Origin of the sequence: Alishewanella tabrizica, from assembly GCF_014652375.1 — a bacterium.
Taxonomy (GTDB): domain Bacteria; phylum Pseudomonadota; class Gammaproteobacteria; order Enterobacterales; family Alteromonadaceae; genus Alishewanella; species Alishewanella tabrizica.
Map to the genome: position 1 here is coordinate 52,663 of NZ_BMYR01000004.1, position 17,689 is coordinate 70,351.

Sequence of the window (17,689 nt, forward strand, 5' to 3'; positions counted from 1 at the left end):
TTATTCCTCTTCATCTAGCGCCGATCCAGCTAGTCCGGTAATAACTATTTGCAGTTGCTCATTATGTTTTCGTTGGTATTGGGTCAATTTTTGTAACGAGCTTTCGGTAATACTGTGCCCCTTGGGTAATAACAGCATTTGTCTCGCGTTGTAGAGATTTTGTTTTAACACCATACCTGGTTGTAATTGGGAAATTGGAATAAATTGCTGTTGCGATGCCGCCTTTGTCAGCGCATTACGACTAACCAATTTAGACAATGCCATCACGACATCTGGATCATAGTGAGTGCCCTGTAAGCGTTTAATTGTGTCTAATGCTTCATGTTGTGAATATTTTTGTGGTTGTAACCGCTGTAATAAATGCCCCCAGTAATCCCGCGCAACGGCTAGAATTCGGGCACCTAAAATAATATCAGTACCTATGCGCTGAGAGGGCACACCCGAGCCATTAAAACGCTCAAATTGCTGCGCAATAATTTCGGCCACCGGCAATAAGTGCCCCGCGGGATGCAGAATGTCTTCAGCCTGTTGTGGATGCAGTAAATAGAGTTGTCGCTCATGGTTGTCTAGTTTATAAAAGGGTGACTGCAATAAATTGGGGGGTAAGCTAACCTTGCCTAACTCAGAAAATAAACCCGCTTGATAACAACGTTGCTGTTGCTCACGACTAAGCTCCAGCGTGCGCGCCAGCGAACGACAGGTATTTGCAACATTTAATGCAAATTCACCGCTGAGTTGTGGATTAATACTAATAATATTATAAAGGACTTCTAAAAGTGCTTTGTGATCTTTATCAAGGGTTTCCAAGTTTGCTTTAAGTTGCCGCAATAGCTTTTTTAATTGCTGTGTACGCTGTTGTACAATTTCCTCTAAATTGTGATTTAGCGTTTTTAATTCTTTATTTTGTCGACTAATTTTTTGTGTCAAGAGTTTGTTATTTCTTACCAGCAAAAAATATTTTATGCCTTCGTCAACAATGTCTAACAACTCCTGATTGTCCCAAGGTTTTTGGACGTAGCGATGAATTTTGCCAATGTTAATGGCACTAATTGTTGAGCTTAAATCGGCATAACCTGTCATGAGTATGCGATACGCATCGGGTTGCATTACCGCAGCTTGCGCTAAAAGTTCTGCTCCTGTCATCTCGGGCATACGCATATCTGAGATAATGAGATGCACAGACTCTTGCTGCAAAATTGCGAGTGCCGCCTTACCACTGTTAGCTTGTAAAAGACGCACTGGTTTTGCGGCAAACACACGGGTAAGCGCTTTTAAAATGCTTATCTCGTCATCAACACAGAGTAGCGTTGGGTGGTTTTCGGTTACCGTCATCAAGCAATCCTCAATTTCCCATTTGTCTTATTTGTCTTTTGGGTTAGTTATATGCTATAACAAGCAAAAGGTCAAATAGTATGGTAGGTAGTACACACATGAAAACATTGAAACCCGGCGAAATTGCTGAATATTGTGATGTGCATCACCGCACTGTGAGTCGCTGGATAGCCAATGGACAGTTGAAAGGGCACAAACTTCCTGGACGAGGCAATTACCGCGTGCAGTTAGATGATTTTTTAGCATTTTTACAAAAACAAAAAATGCCATTACCCACAGAACTCATGGGCGCGGTTCAACCTAGCACGCCCAAGGTAATGATTATAGACGATGAACCGGCATTTCGAGCGGCCATAAAGCGTGCGCTGTATGGCCTTGAATACGATATTACGTTGGCCAATGATGGGTTTCAAGCGGGAGTAAAGCTGATGCAGCTGCAACCTGACTTAATAACATTAGATTTAGATATGCCCGGCTTAAATGGTTTTGAAGTGCTAACCTTTATTAGACAAACGCCTGAATTAGCAGGCTTAAAAGTGCTAGTCATCTCGGGGTTGTCTGAAGATGATTTAGTGAAAGCAAAAACGCTTGGGGCCGATGCGGTGTTGCCTAAGCCTTTTGAAAATACAGCGCTAAGTGCGCTGGTCACAAAGATGTTAGCAACGTAAAAAGGCTGCCGTTATGAATAAAGTGTTATTAGTCGATGATGAAATTTATATTCTAAAAGCACTTGAGAGGCTGTTACGCAGAGCAGGCTATCAGGTTTTAACGGCAGAAAACGCAGAACTTGCTCTGCAAATCTTGGCCACTACACCTTGTCAGGTAGTGATTTCGGATTACCGAATGCCGGATATGAATGGCAGCGCGTTGTTAAAACAAATTAATAAGCAATATCCACAGCTCGTGTGCATGATTTTAAGTGGGTATGCCGATTTTAATGCGGTCATTGATTTATTAAATGCCGGTGTCGCGTTTCGGTTTTTACAAAAACCTTGGGATGATACCCAGCTATTGATTGAAGTCGAGCACGCATTTCATCGTTATAAAAGCAAGCGGGCTGAACATATCCGCACGCAGTTTTTAATATCGAGCCCAGAACCGTTATTAGAAGTATGTGATCGTGGTTTGGTGTTACGTTCCAATTCGGCAGCGCAGCAAATCCTGCAATTATCAGCAGCGGAATTAATGGGGGCATCGTTAGCACAGTTGTTTCCCGATCTGTGTCAAGACAAAGCAGAACGCTTTTTAGCCTCTGAGCAAGCGTTATTAGTGGTTACCCGAAAAGCGCGTGATTATGAATTTGTGATGCAAAAGGCCGACCAAGAGGCCAAGTTAATAAAATTACAATTATTAGATGAATTGCCGCCCTTAGTTGATAGTACGGTTAACTTGCCACTGGTGCTTAATCAAACCGAGCTTATTCAGGAAATTGATAATCTTCTTTATAGTGAAGATATCTTTGCAGTAGTCTCGTTACAGTTACGTGACTTTAATTTAATGGCCGATATTATTGGCATTCAAGAAGCTGAAAATGTGTTCGAAACGGTGGCCGATGCCTTGCTAAAAAGCGTGGCTGGCCATGGTCGTCTGGCATACTTAGCTAACGAACAGTTTGTTATAGTCTTTCCTAATATCACGTCTGAATCCGCGGTACATCAAAAAATCCTTGATGTGTTGCACCATATTGATGGGCGACAATTAGTACGCGGTAAAATGATTCAGCTAGGCTTTACGGTGGCTTATGCCATGGCTCCTGAAGATGGCCGTGCTGGCAAAGCGATATTGAATAATGTGTTACTCACAAGCCGCTTAAACAGCAAAGGGCGTCTCGATTTTTTTATGCGTTACAGTGCCAGCTTAACGGCCAATCGAAAACAGCATCTGCAAATGAGTGAAGCGCTGTATCATGCTATTGAACGTGACGAGTTTACATTGGTGTTTCAGCCGAAATGGGATGTTGCAACTCAGCGGATCACGGGTGCTGAGGTACTGTTACGTTGGTTTAACCCAAATTTCGGTAATATATCGCCAGCGGTATTTATTCCTATCGCTGAGCAAGATGGACAAATTGTCGAATTGGGTAACTGGGTATTAAAACGCAGTTTTCAATATTTAGCCGCATGGCAACGTCAAGGTCTGCCAGTGTTACCTTTAGCCATTAATATGTCGGTTTTACAATTACAAAAACCAGATTTTATTGCCAACACACTGCAGGCATTACACCAACACGGTATTGTGCCCTCGCTGGTGCAATTAGAAGTAACCGAAACGGCTGTAATGGAAAACCTTGACAACAGTACCCAACAGCTAGCCGCTCTGCGCCATGCGGGATTTAGTTTGGCTATTGACGATTTTGGTACAGGCTATTCGTCGTTAGCATATTTAACGCGGTTGCCGGTAGATACGCTAAAAGTCGATCGTTCATTGATTATTGATTTAGACGGTAATCTTAGCACCCAAACGATGTTACAAAATATTATTCGTATGGCTCATGATCTGCAGCAAAAAGTCGTTGTAGAAGGGGTAGAGACGGCAGAGCAGTTACATATTTTAGCGCAATTGGGCTGCGATCAGGCTCAAGGGTTTTTACTCAGTAAGCCCCTTAATGAATCTGATTATTTAGAGCTTCTCTCTGTAAATGCATCAGACCACTAAAAGGATAACAACGGATGAATTACCGCGTACTTTTTATTGATGACGATGCTTTTATGTTAAAAGCTTTATTAAGAACGGCTCGTCGCATCAGGCCAAATTGGCAATTTATGGGCTGTGATCAGGCCCGAGATTGGCTTAGCGTTGTGGCGGATAATGCAATACCCGATATTATCATTTGCGATTATCAAATGCCCGATGTCAATGGTGAGCAAGTTTTATTAGAGGCAATAACGCATTACCCAAGTGCAGTAAGGGTTTTATTGACCGGCGATACGTCGGAGCAAATCGTAACGCGTGCCTGTGAATTTAGTCATCATCTTTTGGGAAAGCCTTTCTCTGAGCAACATTTAACCGCTATATTTGAATGTGTAGAGCGATTACAACAGTTACCCTTTACCAGCCACAGTCGTGCCCAATTAGGTCAATTACAAAGTTTGCCTGTCTTGCCTGAGTTTGTTAAAAGCATTAAGCAAGCGCTTCAAGCTCCGGAAGTTGATTTAACTTACGTTGCTAAACTGCTACAACATGAACCGGCTCTGGCCGCAAAATTGATGCAAATTGCCAACTCGGCATTTATGGGGTTTACACGGCCCGTGAGCACCATTTTAGATGCCACCTTACGGCTAGGCAGTAATCTGATTGAGGCGATTGTCACACTCACCAGCATGGATAAATATTTCGCATATAAAATGCAGGCTGAGGCGCATGATGAGATCACTCAATTTGCTTATGAACATGCGGTGTTAGCAAAAAAATTGGCTCAATATGCTGGTTTTACGCTGTTAGAACAAGATACGGTGTTTTCTGCGGCAATTTTTAGCGCCATCGGTCGTTTAATTGAATTACTTCAACAACACGAAAACGGCTTAAACCAGCCGCCTTTACTAATGCAATCAGGGTTTTTAAATAGCACGTTAATTAGCACCTACATCTTAACATTGTGGAACCATAGCGAGACGGTGTGTAATGTGGTGTTATGGCAAGATACCCCCTCACCAGAGGGTAATACGCTGGAAAATCTTTCGTTCATATTATTTTTAACCAAGCAATTGTTGCTCAACACGGGGGCAGAGCATGCTATTCAGTTGGCAGAGATCATTGAATCCCCTGAGTTGTTAGCCGCTTTTCAGCGCCTATTGTCTGAACGTCTCTCGGTGTCTGGAGCAGCAAATAATGCAGGTAAGCCATAAAGAATAAAAAATGATGGCAATCTAAGTCGTTGGTGTTAAGTCGCCTGAGCCAATGGAGTAACTAGGACGCATGGAAAAAGTAACAACGTGGGTGGGGGTTGATGGGTGTAAATATGGCTGGTGCGCCTTTATCCGGCAGCAGCTTGATACGCATCATTATCAAACCGCGTTTCACCTGTTCGACACGTTAGCGTCGTTAAAAGCGCTATTGCCGGATAACGCATGTGTTTTTATTGATATGCCGATAGGGTTTCCTGCTGCCGGCGAGCTGGGGCGTCAGTGCGATAAACTGGCGCGTCAATGGTTACCTGGGCGAGCGGCCAGTGTCTTTCCGGTGCCTTGTGAAGCAGCGGTATATGCCGCAGATTATCAAACCGCTTGCGATATTAATCAACAACAGCTGGGTAAACGTTTTCCCATTCAAACGTGGAATATAATCCCGAAAATAATTGAATTAGATCAATTACTGCAAACACATAAGGCGTCTCAGCCGTCAGGTGTACGGTTTTATGAATCGCATCCCGAATTGGTATTTACCGGGTTTGCGGGACAACCAATGCAATTTTCAAAAGCCACTGAGGAAGGGCGTGACGAACGTTTAGCACTTTTAGCGCAATTTCCGGATGTTGAGCTTAGTGTTCTTACACAGGCGCTAACACAAACGGCAAAGAAATGGGCAAAAGCCGATGATATTTTGGATGCCTTTATTCTGCTTGTTGCGGCGACACAACAGGCTCACTGGCAGTTTTTACCCAGCAATGCCGATCCTGATCCTAAAGGACGGCCGCGTCAAATTGTGTTTGTTCCTAAACATGCTGTTCTTAAGGTAAATCCGGAACCTATTTCGGACAATTTAAAAAACAAATTGCGATGATTAGCGAGAAAATTTACATTAAATTAGGCTATGGTTATTAAAGCTAATTTTAGTAAAGCATTTGGACACTACTGAGGAAACAACAATGAGTAACCTGTTAAGCACAGTCAACCAGCGTACCAATCTGGCTGGACAAAATCGATTTGAACTCTTGTTGTTTAGGCTCAATGGGCCTCAACTTTTTGGTATCAACGTGTTTAAAGTGCGCGAAGTCATTCAGGCACCTAGCTTGTCAGAAATGCCGGGATCGCATCCGTGTGTCAAAGGCATTGCCCAGTTGCGAGGCGAATCGGTGATCGTAGTTGATTTGTCGCAGGCTACAACCGGTAAACCTATTGCCGATATCAGTAAAGCTTTTGTTATTGTTACTGAATACAATCGTCATGTGCAGGGGTTTTTAGTCTCAGGTGTAGAACGCATAGTCAATATGAACTGGGAACAAATTAAACCGCCGCCACAGGGCGCTGGACGCGGACATTATTTAACAGCGGTTACCGAGCTGGATAATCAGTTAGTGCAAATTATTGATGTTGAAAAAGTATTCTCTGAAATTATTCCGGTAGAAGAAGATGTCAGCGATAAAGTGAAAGAGCAAAGCCATAAGCTTGATCTCACAAAAATTCTAGTGTTAATTGCAGATGACTCAGCTGTTGCCCGTAACCAAATAAAACGTGCGCTCGAGAGTGTTAATATTCCCACTGCGCTGGCCAAAGATGGTCAAGAAGCGCTGCAATGGTTACAAAATAAAGCCAAGGAAACGGGGGATAACTTTTTACGGCAAGTTCCGTTGTTAATCTCTGACATTGAAATGCCCCGTATGGATGGGTATACGCTGGCAGCGGAAATTAAAGCCGATCCCGCTTTGCGTGGTTTACATATCATTTTACACTCGTCATTAAGTGGGGTATTTAACGAAGCCATGGTTAAAAAAGTCGGTGCAGATCAGTTTATTGCTAAATTTCATCCTGACGAACTGTTATCGGCCGTTAACTTTTGGCTGGAACAATCTACCTAGCTAGCGTTATCGCAGTTGTTTCTTGGTAGTGGAAACAACTGCGATTTCAAGCATATTACCTTACCAGATGCCATTCAGTTTGGCGCCCAGCCAGATAAACCACTTTCTTACCGTCAAAATATGCGCTTTGCTCTAATTTAATATGCACTAACTGATTTTGCCATTCTGGCAACGCATGTTTGATGTTGCCTTCAATGGCATACGCCGTATTGGCATAAAGTGGCCAATCGCCTTGCACAGGAGTGGGGCCCTGATTATCCCACATACCAATAGTGGGGCCTGGTGCATGACCGAAAAATCCCAATGGATGGCTATAGGTGCTGCTTATTATCTTGGCATTACGGGCTTTTTGCTGTGTTGCAGCTAAAATCTGATTACCGGTTGCGCCCGTCTTAAACTGGCTGGTTAAGATGTCTTGCCAGGTGTTGCCTTTCGCCAGTGCAGCTTGTAAGCCCTTCGGTGCGGCCGTTTCATCGGCATTAAGGACATAAGCCATTTCTTGGGTGTCGGTGCATAATTTTAAATAACAAATGCCCACGTCGGTGTGCAAAATATCACCGCGTTGAATAATGCCAGACTCACCGCAAAAAGGGGTATCTTCTAAACAAGGGGTGCCAGGGCGTTGTAAACTGACATACGGCATAAACCACGCTGGCAACTGCAACTGACTAAAACGCTCACGTAAATACCATGCCACATCATCTGTGGTAGTTACGCCAGGAGTAATCACTTTACTGCTAAAACCTTCGGCTATAACGCCGCGGGCGAGACTCACAATATGCGGATAAACGGCCAGCTCTTCCGTGGTACGTTGCTCTAACCAACGCACCACGAGCTTTTCTGCTGAAACCAGTCTAGTATGCCAATCGTCGGGCATAACCTGCATAAGCTTTTGATGTAACGAAGCGGTTAAGCCATCTGCGACAGGCCAATCGGCGGACATATTGATGCCAATACGTTTTGGATTTTTACTGACAATCAGCTTGCCCAATGCTTGCCATTGCTCATCTAAACTGCCACCTTGCCAAGCTGAAGTATAAGGGGCGCCAAGCGGATAACGATTAACGGTTAGCTTCTCAATACTGCCATCAGCTTGTTTGTAAAATACTAACATTGTGGTGCGTCTGGCGGCAAAGCTAGGTTGGGGGACCAGAGTAAAATAAACCGGATCTTCGGCTTTTTCTCGGTTTATTACCAGCCACATGTCCAAATCTTGTTCAGCCATTAACGCGGGTAACAACTGGTTTAATCGAGTGTTTAACATCGCATTTTCCGGCGCAATACGATCACGCTGACTTAATACTGCGAAATGATTGGCACTTTGCAGTACCCGACCTTGTTCAAATGTGTTAGTAGCGTGAGCTGGCAACGTTAACGACAAGCTAAATGCCAGTGTTAATACGGTAGAGAGTGGCGTTATTTTCATTATAGTTCTTTCCTATTGCCTGATAAATCGACATAGTCTTTTATACAGTATGGTGATTTATTTTTATAGTCTTATCATATAACAGTATACATAACAGTAAGGTACGATATGGCGTTTTCAGAAATCCACATGCTTATCAGTTTGGCATTAGCAATGATCTTTGCCGCAGTTGTCAGCTTTGTAATTGCCCGCGTGCGGCACAAACCGCAATGGCAGCAAGTGCAAACGGCGCTAAGCAAGGCACAAGAACAACTTGACGCTCAGCAGAGCGCGTTGCAGCAGCAGGCACTTTACAGCAGTAAACTGGAAGAAAGGCATCATTTTAGTGAGGCCACGATTAATCGTTTACAACAAGAAAACAGCCGATACAACAGCGAGTTAAAACAACTACAACTCGCCTTTGCCGCAGAAAGCAAACAGGCCCAGCACTTTGAAACCACCTTAAATGAACAAGAAAAACAGTATCAGCAGCTGATGGAGCAATATCAGGCAGCAAGACACCAGCTAGAAAGCTTGCAGCTGCAATACCATCAACTCAGTACAGACTATACCGCGCTTAAAACGGCGCAAACCGAGCGCGACGCCAGTCATCAACGTGAACTCGCTAGCTTTGAACAGCAAAAACTAAATCTGATAGAACAATTTAAACTGCTGTCTAATGATATTTTAGACGCCAAAGCACAAAGCTTGCAGGAAAGCAGCAAATTGACCCTTGCCACGGTGATGAATCCGTTTCAGCAATCAATGGAAGCGTTTAAAAAAGAGGTGCACGATATTCATCATCGTGAAACGACGGCACAAGGTGAGCTAAAAAAAGAATTAGACTCATTAAAACAGCTAAACCAACAGATCACACAAGAAGCACATGCGTTATCTACGGCATTGCGAGGCCAGAAAAAATTGCAAGGTAATTGGGGCGAGCTGGTGCTGGAGAATGTGTTAGAACGCTCTGGATTACAATTAGGTGTAGATTATCAGCGCGAAGTGAGTTTTACCTCGGAAGAAGGTAAGTATCGACCTGATGCTATCGTGTATTTACCGCAGAATAAACACCTGGTTATTGATGCAAAGGTGTCACTAAACGCTTATACCCGTTATGTTAATGCTGAGAATGAAACGGATCGAGTGCTGGCGTTAAAAGAACATGTTCAGGCTATTTCAAATCGAATTAAAGAATTATCGGCCAAAGAGTATTTTGCGTTACCGGGCTTAAACTCGCCAGATATGGTGTTTATGTTTATTCCCATTGAGTCCGCTTTTGTTGAAGCGCTCAAAGCCGATGAAAGCCTGTTTAGCCAAGCAATTGCTCAGCATATTCTGGTCGCTACGCCTACAACGTTGTTAACCAGTTTAAATATTGTTCGGCAATTGTGGCGTTATGAAGATCAAAATAAGCATACTGCTGCACTCGCTCAGAAAGCCGATGCCGTTTTTAAAAAACTAAACAGTTTTCTGGCCAATTTTGAAAAAATTAAAAAAGGGCTTGAGCAGGCGCAAACAGCCTATACCACGGCAGAAAACCAACTGGTTAGTGGCAAAGGCAATTTAGTGAAACACGTCGCTGACTTTAAAAAGCTCGCTCCAGCCATTCGTAGCGAATTACCGCAGTATTTTCTTGAAAAAGCCGAACTAGAAATAGACCTAAGCCAACCAGAGTAAGCTCAAGGTTAGGGCGTGTTGCTATTACATTGCGCCGCCCTTTTACTTAAACAGTGTTTCACGATGCTATTAATTTTTAACGAAGAAAACGGCTTCACAATAAAATTACTGGCCCCGCCTTTAAGACATAAATGCACATTGTCAAACGAATGATGTGACGAGCACATCACCACATGCGTTCCCACTGTCTGCTTTTTGAACTCGGTTAATAAGATTCGGCCATCATAATCGGGTAATTCAATATCTAAAAAAATCATATCGTACCGTTGCTCGTTTAACAGTGCCAGAGCGCGTTGACCGGTGGCCGCATCATGAATTTTACCAAATCCCAATGGGGCCAAGATTTGCCGCAAGCAAGCACGGACGGTCGCAGCATCATCGACGATTAATACGGCCAATTGACTGTAAGGCATACGCCCTCCTAGTAATAGTAGCGTTTCATCAATTATCAAAAATATTTAATTTAATTATTATATGTCATTTGACAAATTTATCAATTGATATGATAATTTTGTCAGATACAGGAGGGCTTATGCAATTATCACAAGCTACATTAACGCACCAAACGGCGATTTCCCCCAGCTTTAAGCAATATCTAACCTTTAATACGGGGGGAGAGTGTTATGCACTGGGCATTTTATTGGTGAAGGAAATTATCGAATTTGGCGGTATTACCAAAATTCCATTGATGCCTACTTTTGTTCGCGGGGTAATTAACTTACGAGGTGCGGTCGTGCCAGTCATCGATCTTAGTGCACGCTTGTATGGTAAATGCGTCGATGAAGGAAAACGCACCTGTATTGTTATTGTTGAAGTGCCGAATAATGCCGATGGCGTTACAGAGCTTGGTGTGGTGGTGGATGGGGTAAACGAGGTACTGGAATTAAATTCAGCCGAATTAACCGCGCCGCCGCAATTTGGTAGCAAAATTCGTACTGATTTTATTGAGGCTATGGCGCGTTTATCGGATCGCTTATTGATGATTTTAGCACCTGAAAAAGTGCTATCAGTTGAGGAAATGGCCTCACTGGTCGCGGTAACCGAACACGTTAACAATCAGGAGCATTAACATGAATACCGTTAAGCTCATCGCCTCAAGTAACGCAGATTCTGCCTCTGAATGGTTAATTATAACGTTTATTCAAAAAAGCTTACGTTATTTGCACCGTTACGGCGTGGTACTACCTTACTTGTTATTGGGATTAACGTTAGGGTTTGTGTTAGCGGCATTTTGGTGTATTTGGAGTATTTTAATTGCTGCTTTTTTATTAGTGGCGTGGGGCTTAGAACGCCAATTATATGTTGAACTACAAGAGGTTAAATTTGCTTATCTACAGCAAGTTGCTGCAAATGAGCACTTACAGCAACAGATAACTCAACAAAGTGATAACGGGCTAGCGGAACTGCTCAGTACCTTATGCCAGCAAATTGAACTCGCGCGTGGTGATGCAAATAACGCCGTGACCGGGCTCACAGCAGATTTCCAATTTATTTATGATGCGCTGGATCACAGTATCCACCTAGCGAATAACGCCAGTGCTCAGTTTGGTCAGAACGATGCCGGTTTTGCCAAAGACAGTAAAGTAGAACTTGCGAATGTTATCAAAGCTTTAAATGCGGCCTTGGCCAGTAAGTCTGAACTGGTGCAATCGGTAAATTATGTGTCTGAGACGGCGACAGAGCTGATGACGCAAACGGCGTCTATTCAAAAAATTTCTAAAGAAATTAACTTACTTTCATTGAATGCATCCATTGAAGCGGCTAGAGCTGGCGCGGCGGGGCGTGGCTTTGCGGTGGTAGCAGAACGGGTGCGAGAGTTATCCGATATTACCGCCGAGGCGGCAAATTTAATCATTCAGCGTATGCATACCCTGATGTCAGCCGTGGGGGCAAGCAGTACAAAATTGTCTGCGTCTCAGCAGCAAGATCAGCACATTTTGATCGAGGCAGAACAAAAGATCTCGGCAGTGCTAGAGCAAATGAATGGCGTTAATCAGCAGCTTAACGACAATGTGCATGCATTAGAACAAAACGCCGCTACCGTGCAGCAAAAGGTGGCGACCGCCTTGATGCAGTTTCAATTTCAAGATCGCGTAAGTCAAAAATTAGGCCATACCGCCGATGCGTTAGGGCAAATTCAACTACTGCTTGGTAGCGAGCAAGCCCTTAACAAAAACCAAATAACCGCAATAAGTGAACAACTCTATGCCTCTTACACCATGAAAGAAGAGCGTGACAGCCATCAAGGCGCAGCCAGTAATACAACGCATGTTGAAAACGAAATTACCTTTTTCTGAGGTTTATGATGAATAAAACCATATTAGTTGTTGACGATTCGGCCTCTATCAGACAAGTGAGCAAATTGGTACTCACGGCTAAAGGCTTTGAAGTGATTACTGCCGAAGATGGCCAAGATGCATTAGCCAAACTCGATGGGAAAAAAATTCACTTAATTATAAGCGATTTAAATATGCCAAAAATGGATGGCTTGTCCTTACTTAGAAAAGTGAAAGAGTTGCCCGCCTACAAATTTACCCCTTTTGTCATGCTTACCACTGAATCGGGTGAGAGTTTTATGGCACAAGGTAAAGCAGCTGGCGCCAAGGCCTGGATGGTAAAACCCTTTCAACCTGACAACTTATTGAATGTTGTTCAAAAGTTAGTGCCATAACGAGGTGATTATGAGCGATGCATTACACACTATTGAAACGCCTGCCTTACTAACAATTTACGAGGTGGCACAACAAGCTCAGCTTTGGCAGCAGCAATTACAGCAAACAGGATCTCTAAATTGGTCTTTAGCCGCTTTACAAGAGTGTGATGCCGCCGGATTACAATTGTTAATGGCCATGGCAAAGAGCGTGCAATTGCAACATCCGCATGCCGTTATTACCCCGCCAGCACAAGAAACGTTAGCACACTGGCTTATGGCTAAACTTGCGGCACATGCAGGAGCTGATTATGCTTAATATGCAAGAATTGGTAAGCATTTTTTTAACCGAAGGACGTGAGTTAACGGATTTTCTTGAACAAGAATTATTAGCTGTTGAACATGCGCCATCGGCATTAAACGACGAAACGATAAATGCTATGTTTCGTGCCGCCCACACCATTAAGGGCTCTGCAGGTGTGGTGGGATTACACGACGTTGTTGCCTTTACACACTTAGTAGAAACCGCCTTTGAAAGTGTGCGAGCAAAACAACTTCAGTTAAATACACCACTTATTAACATACTATTACGTTGCAATGATCATATTGTTTTGCTGTTCAATTATGCTGAAAATCAACAAGATGTTCCTGTTAGCAGTATAGACGCCGGTCAACAGTTGTTGACCGAGTTAGCACAGTTTTTAACACCGAATGCCTCGCAATTAACACCGCTTCAGGCCATGGGCTCTGCAGCAATCCCGATCATCGATGACACCGCGGCAACGCTACTGCAAACGCAACACATTTATATTCAATTTGGTCCTGATACGTTTCGTGATGGGTTTGATCCCATCGCCATGCTGCGTTTTATTGCCAAAGAATGCCGGATTGTTGCTGAATACTGGTACTGCCCGATATCCCCATTGGCTCCAATGTCGCAGGTTACCGATTTTAATGTGTTTGAACATTGTTATTTATGCTTGGATCTGGTGGTTACCGCTGGGCACGATGCACTTTTCGCTGAAGCCTTTGAATATATTAAAGCAGATAGCGTAGTACACTTTTTTGCCCCAGAGTCCTCAGTAGCAGTGTATCAACAATTTTTAGCCAGTTTGCCTTCTGAAGAAGCTAACAGGCTGCAACAGCGTTGGCTGCAGTTAGGATTGTGGCCAATTACGACGTCAGAAAGCACCTGCGAAACATTATCCAGCGAGAATGAAATGCCGGCTAACGTGACAGTCCAGAATGCTTCTGCGCTGCGTGCGGAGGAGATGATAGAGACGCCGTCGGTACAGACTAAAGCCGCGAGCAAAGATCTTCGCTTAATGCGGGTGCCGGCCTTTCGTTTAGATGAAATGGTTAATCAATTAGGTGAATTAGTGATTGCTACGGCTACCTTGCAATCGCTTATGCAAGAGCAAACAAATAGTAGTTTGGCTGAAACCGTTGAGCATATTCAACAACTGGTTGACGATATTCAAAGCAGTGCCTTGCAGTTACGCATGGTACAAATTGGTGAAACCTTTAACCGCTTTAATCGTGTGGTGCGTGATATTGCAACAACGTTGGGCAAAAACGTGCGGTTAGAGATTGAGGGTGCTGATACTGAACTCGATAAATCGATGGTAGAACGTATTAGTGATCCATTAATGCATTTAGTGCGCAATGCCATGGACCATGGCTTAGAGCTACCTGATGAACGCGCAGCAGCAGGAAAAGCGAGTCAAGGATTATTAGCATTAAGCGCCTACCACGACTCGGGATCTATTGTTATTGAAATCCGTGACGATGGAAGGGGCATTAATCGTAAAAAAGTGCTGAGCAAAGCCATTGAGAAAGGCATTGTGAGCAAAACGGCTGAGCTTAGCGACATAGAGATTGATGAGCTAATTTTTGCAGCCGGTTTTTCTACGGCCGATGAGGTAAGTAACCTGTCTGGCCGCGGTGTGGGTATGGATGTGGTACGCAAAAATATTGAAGCCTTGCGCGGTACGGTACATATCTTTTCTGTGCCAGGCCAAGGCACGACCTTTCAATTACGTTTGCCACTGACCCTAGCTATCATCGATGGCTTTATGGTGCGAGTAGCTGATTCAAAATTTGTGATCCCGCTCAATTTAGTGACCGAGTGTATTGAATTACCCGCCAGCAGTGCCGATGCCACAACTGCTTCGTTTATGCATCTTCGTGGCGAGATGCTGCCTTTTATCTTCCTTGAGCAATTATTTCAGCTCACTCGCATCGAGCAAGCGCGCCGCAGCATTATTGTGGTGCGTTATGGCCAATACAAAGCAGGCTTGGTAGTAGACCAAGTGTTAGGCGAATTTCAAACCGTCATTAAACCTTTGGGTAAATTATTTGAGTTTATGCAAGGGATCAGTGGCTCCAGTATTTTAGGCTCAGGGGATATTGCACTGATCTTAGATATTCCCAAGTTAATTAACAAACAAACTGACAAAAACACGTTAGCACCAGCTAAGCACGAGGTGACAAAATGAGTATTATTGATTTTTTAAGTAAAAACCAAACCAAAAATTTAGCGACAGCACTAGAAAAAACCGTGCAACAGCGTGAATATGCTACCTTAGCGGCCAATAGCTACGCGGGCGAGCACGCCGCCTTAGCTGAATCGGTAAACGTGCTTATTGATAACGTAAGACAAAGTGTGCTGAAAAACAGCGCGCTTGATGCGGTGGAGACCAATATTATGGTAGCCGATCGTAACTATAATATTGTGTATGTTAATCAGTCGCTTATGAGTATGCTGGTTACCGCCGAGGCTGATATCCAAAAAGACTTACCTAATTTTTCTGCGCAGCATGTGGTGGGCAGTAATATCGATGTTTTCCACAAAAAACCCGCTATGCAACGTGGCATGTTAGATAAATTACGCACGGCGCATCGCACCCGATTATTGATCGGTGGCCGCACCTTTATGTTATTGGTAACGCCCGTATTTGAACAAGAGCGGCGTACCGGCACCGTTGTAGAATGGCAAGATATGACCGACATACTTGCGCGCGAAGAGCAGGCAAATCGGTTAGCTATTCAAGAGAAAAAGTTATTTGAAGAAAACCTATGCATTCGTAACGCGCTAGATGCCAGTACCGCCAACATTATGTTGGCCGATGCCGACTTAACAATTATATATGTCAACCGCTCTATGGCAGCGACCTTAGCCAATATTGAAGACGCAATTCGTATTACCTTGCCCAACTTTAGCGCTAAAAATGTGGTGGGCACCAATATTGATGTGTTTCATAAAAATCCCGCACATCAGCGCAAAATGTTAAGCGGTTTGCAAGATCCCCACACCGCAGTATTACGGTTTGCCGAATTTACCCTAGAACTGATTATTACCCCAGTGTTTAACTTAGAAAATCAACGTACCGCCACCATTGTTGAATGGAAAGATGTGACAGTACAAATCAAGAACGATCAGCAAATGCTGCATTTGTTTGGTAACGCCTTTACCGCCATAGAACAAGGAAACTTTAGCCAGCGTATTGCCCTCACAGAATTATCGGGGGTGGTAAAAGACATTGCCGAGAAATACAACAGTGCGGTACAAATTTTGGATGCAGCAATCAATGATAACGCAACAGTATTAAAAGCGGTATCGGAAGGGCGCCTAGACGTTGCCCCACAGGTTGAATGTAATGGTTTATTGGCCGAGCTAGCAAGTAGTACGGCTACGGTTACCCAAACCGTAAATCAGGTTGTAAGTGCGGTACTTGAGATGGTGAATGACGCACAGCGTGGTAATTTATCGAATCGCGCCGACAGTAGCCAATATTTAAATAGCTATGAGGTGCTGCTTGAGAGTATGAATCAATTACTTGAAGCGACTGAGCGGCCAATTAAAGAGACGGCAGCGGTGATGACCGGCTTACGCGAAGGCGATCTCACCGTGCTGATCGAAGGCGATTATCACGGCACCTATGGCGAATTAAAAGACAGCGTAAATGGTACAATTGATAGCTTCCGCCAAGTGATTTCTGATGTACGCTCTAACTCAGAATCCTTGGCTCAAGCATCGTCTGAAGTTTCCGCTACTGCTCAATCCTTAGCCCAGGGCGCCAGTGAGCAAGCGGCATCGGTAGAAGAAACCTCTGCAGCAGTAGAACAAATGACCGCCTCGATTGCACAAAATGCAGAAAATGCCAAAGTAACAGATGGCATGTCGGCTAAAGCCGCCGCTGAAGCCCGCGAAGGCGGCGTTGCGGTTGAAAATACCGTACAAGCGATGAAAGACATTGCCTCAAAAATTGGCATTATTGACGATATTGCCTATCAAACGAACTTATTAGCCCTTAATGCCGCCATTGAAGCGGCTCGGGCTGGCGAGCATGGTAAAGGGTTTGCGGTTGTGGCTGCAGAAGTGCGTAAACTGGCTGAGCGCTCACAAGTGGCTGCCCAAGAAATTTCAACGCTGGCCAGTGGCTCTGTACAAAAAGCCGAACGCGCTGGTTCACTCTTAAAAGAAATCGTACCTGCCATTGGCAAAACCTCTGATTTAGTGCAAGAAATTGCTGCCGCCTCGGATGAGCAATCGGCTGGCGTCGGGCAAATTAATGAATCTATGTCGCAAGTTACACAAGCCACACAGCAAAGTGCTTCTGCTTCAGAAGAATTAGCGGCGACGGCTGAAGAGATGTCTGGTCAAGCTGAAACCCTGATGCAATTGGTGGGGTACTTTAAAATTGGTGAGGATACGAACAGCCTAAACACATCTTTTAAAGCACCCGTGGTAAATCCTAAGATGGCCAATAGCGCAAAGGCAACTGGTACACGGGTGCAAACTGGGGCCAAAAGTAGTGCGCCAAAAAGTGCCATCGCCGGGAAAAAGCTCGATAAAAGCCAGTTTGGATCCTTCTAAGGGGCAATA

Annotated in this window: 15 protein-coding genes; 12 read left to right on the forward strand and 3 right to left on the reverse strand. The window is 44.1% G+C overall.

The genetic code is table 11. The annotated features are described in order from the left end of the window. Complete coding sequence (nosR, locus tag IE070_RS05680; RefSeq protein ID WP_189481356.1) at positions 1-1,332, reverse strand: response regulator c-di-GMP phosphodiesterase, NosR family; 1,332 nt, start codon at positions 1,330-1,332, stop codon at positions 1-3. Positions 1,333-1,430: 98 nt separating this feature from the next. Here nosR and IE070_RS05685 point away from each other — a divergent pair, with 98 nt between their 5' ends. The 5 genes from IE070_RS05685 to IE070_RS05705 all read left to right on the forward strand — a co-directional run bounded on the left by IE070_RS05685 (position 1,431) and on the right by IE070_RS05705 (position 7,066). Continuing rightward, complete coding sequence (locus IE070_RS05685; protein WP_189481358.1) at positions 1,431-2,000, forward strand: response regulator; 570 nt, start codon at positions 1,431-1,433, stop codon at positions 1,998-2,000. A gap of 13 nt (positions 2,001-2,013) precedes the next feature. Then, positions 2,014-3,987: an EAL domain-containing protein gene (locus IE070_RS05690; RefSeq protein ID WP_189481360.1), complete on the forward strand. Its 1,974-nt coding sequence runs from the start codon at positions 2,014-2,016 to the stop codon at positions 3,985-3,987. 14 nt (positions 3,988-4,001) lie between these two features. Beyond that, positions 4,002-5,177 (forward strand): HDOD domain-containing protein, encoded by a 1,176-nt coding sequence (locus IE070_RS05695; protein WP_189481362.1) that lies wholly within the window; start codon positions 4,002-4,004, stop codon positions 5,175-5,177. Positions 5,178-5,247: 70 nt separating this feature from the next. Beyond that, positions 5,248-6,051 carry a DUF429 domain-containing protein gene (locus IE070_RS05700; protein ID WP_189481364.1) on the forward strand — a complete coding sequence of 268 codons (804 nt, stop codon included), beginning with the start codon at positions 5,248-5,250 and terminating at the stop codon, positions 6,049-6,051. An 85-nt stretch (positions 6,052-6,136) separates the two neighbouring features. After that, positions 6,137-7,066, forward strand: coding sequence for a chemotaxis protein CheV (locus IE070_RS05705; RefSeq protein ID WP_189481366.1), 930 nt, complete (start codon positions 6,137-6,139; stop codon positions 7,064-7,066). A gap of 55 nt (positions 7,067-7,121) precedes the next feature. Here IE070_RS05705 and IE070_RS05710 read toward each other — a convergent pair whose 3' ends face one another. Continuing rightward, on the reverse strand, positions 7,122-8,492 hold the full coding sequence (locus IE070_RS05710) for a M24 family metallopeptidase (protein WP_189481368.1): 1,371 nt from the start codon (positions 8,490-8,492) through the stop codon (positions 7,122-7,124). A gap of 108 nt (positions 8,493-8,600) precedes the next feature. Between IE070_RS05710 and IE070_RS05715 the strand changes: the two genes are divergently transcribed. After that, entirely contained in the window at positions 8,601-10,151 is a 1,551-nt protein-coding gene (locus tag IE070_RS05715; protein ID WP_189481370.1) for a DNA recombination protein RmuC, read from the forward strand. Positions 10,152-10,159: 8 nt separating this feature from the next. Here IE070_RS05715 and IE070_RS05720 read toward each other — a convergent pair whose 3' ends face one another. After that, positions 10,160-10,564 (reverse strand): response regulator, encoded by a 405-nt coding sequence (locus IE070_RS05720; RefSeq protein ID WP_189481373.1) that lies wholly within the window; start codon positions 10,562-10,564, stop codon positions 10,160-10,162. A gap of 119 nt (positions 10,565-10,683) precedes the next feature. Here IE070_RS05720 and IE070_RS05725 point away from each other — a divergent pair, with 119 nt between their 5' ends. The 6 genes from IE070_RS05725 to IE070_RS05750 are packed head-to-tail and all read left to right on the forward strand — an operon-like array spanning position 10,684 to position 17,680. Continuing rightward, complete coding sequence (locus IE070_RS05725; protein WP_189481375.1) at positions 10,684-11,220, forward strand: chemotaxis protein CheW; 537 nt, start codon at positions 10,684-10,686, stop codon at positions 11,218-11,220. Position 11,221: 1 nt separating this feature from the next. Then, positions 11,222-12,448, forward strand: coding sequence for a methyl-accepting chemotaxis protein (locus IE070_RS05730; protein WP_189481377.1), 1,227 nt, complete (start codon positions 11,222-11,224; stop codon positions 12,446-12,448). Positions 12,449-12,456: 8 nt separating this feature from the next. Beyond that, complete coding sequence (locus IE070_RS05735) at positions 12,457-12,822, forward strand: response regulator (RefSeq protein ID WP_189481756.1); 366 nt, start codon at positions 12,457-12,459, stop codon at positions 12,820-12,822. A 10-nt stretch (positions 12,823-12,832) separates the two neighbouring features. Further along, positions 12,833-13,120, forward strand: coding sequence for a hypothetical protein (locus tag IE070_RS05740; RefSeq protein ID WP_189481379.1), 288 nt, complete (start codon positions 12,833-12,835; stop codon positions 13,118-13,120). Beyond that, positions 13,113-15,299, forward strand: coding sequence for a chemotaxis protein CheA (locus tag IE070_RS05745; RefSeq protein WP_189481381.1), 2,187 nt, complete (start codon positions 13,113-13,115; stop codon positions 15,297-15,299). Before IE070_RS05740 ends, IE070_RS05745 begins: the two co-directional genes overlap by 8 nt. After that, positions 15,296-17,680: a methyl-accepting chemotaxis protein gene (locus IE070_RS05750; RefSeq protein ID WP_229796944.1), complete on the forward strand. Its 2,385-nt coding sequence runs from the start codon at positions 15,296-15,298 to the stop codon at positions 17,678-17,680. The genes IE070_RS05745 and IE070_RS05750 overlap by 4 nt, the downstream gene beginning before the upstream one ends. The last annotated feature ends 9 nt before the right edge of the window (positions 17,681-17,689 follow it).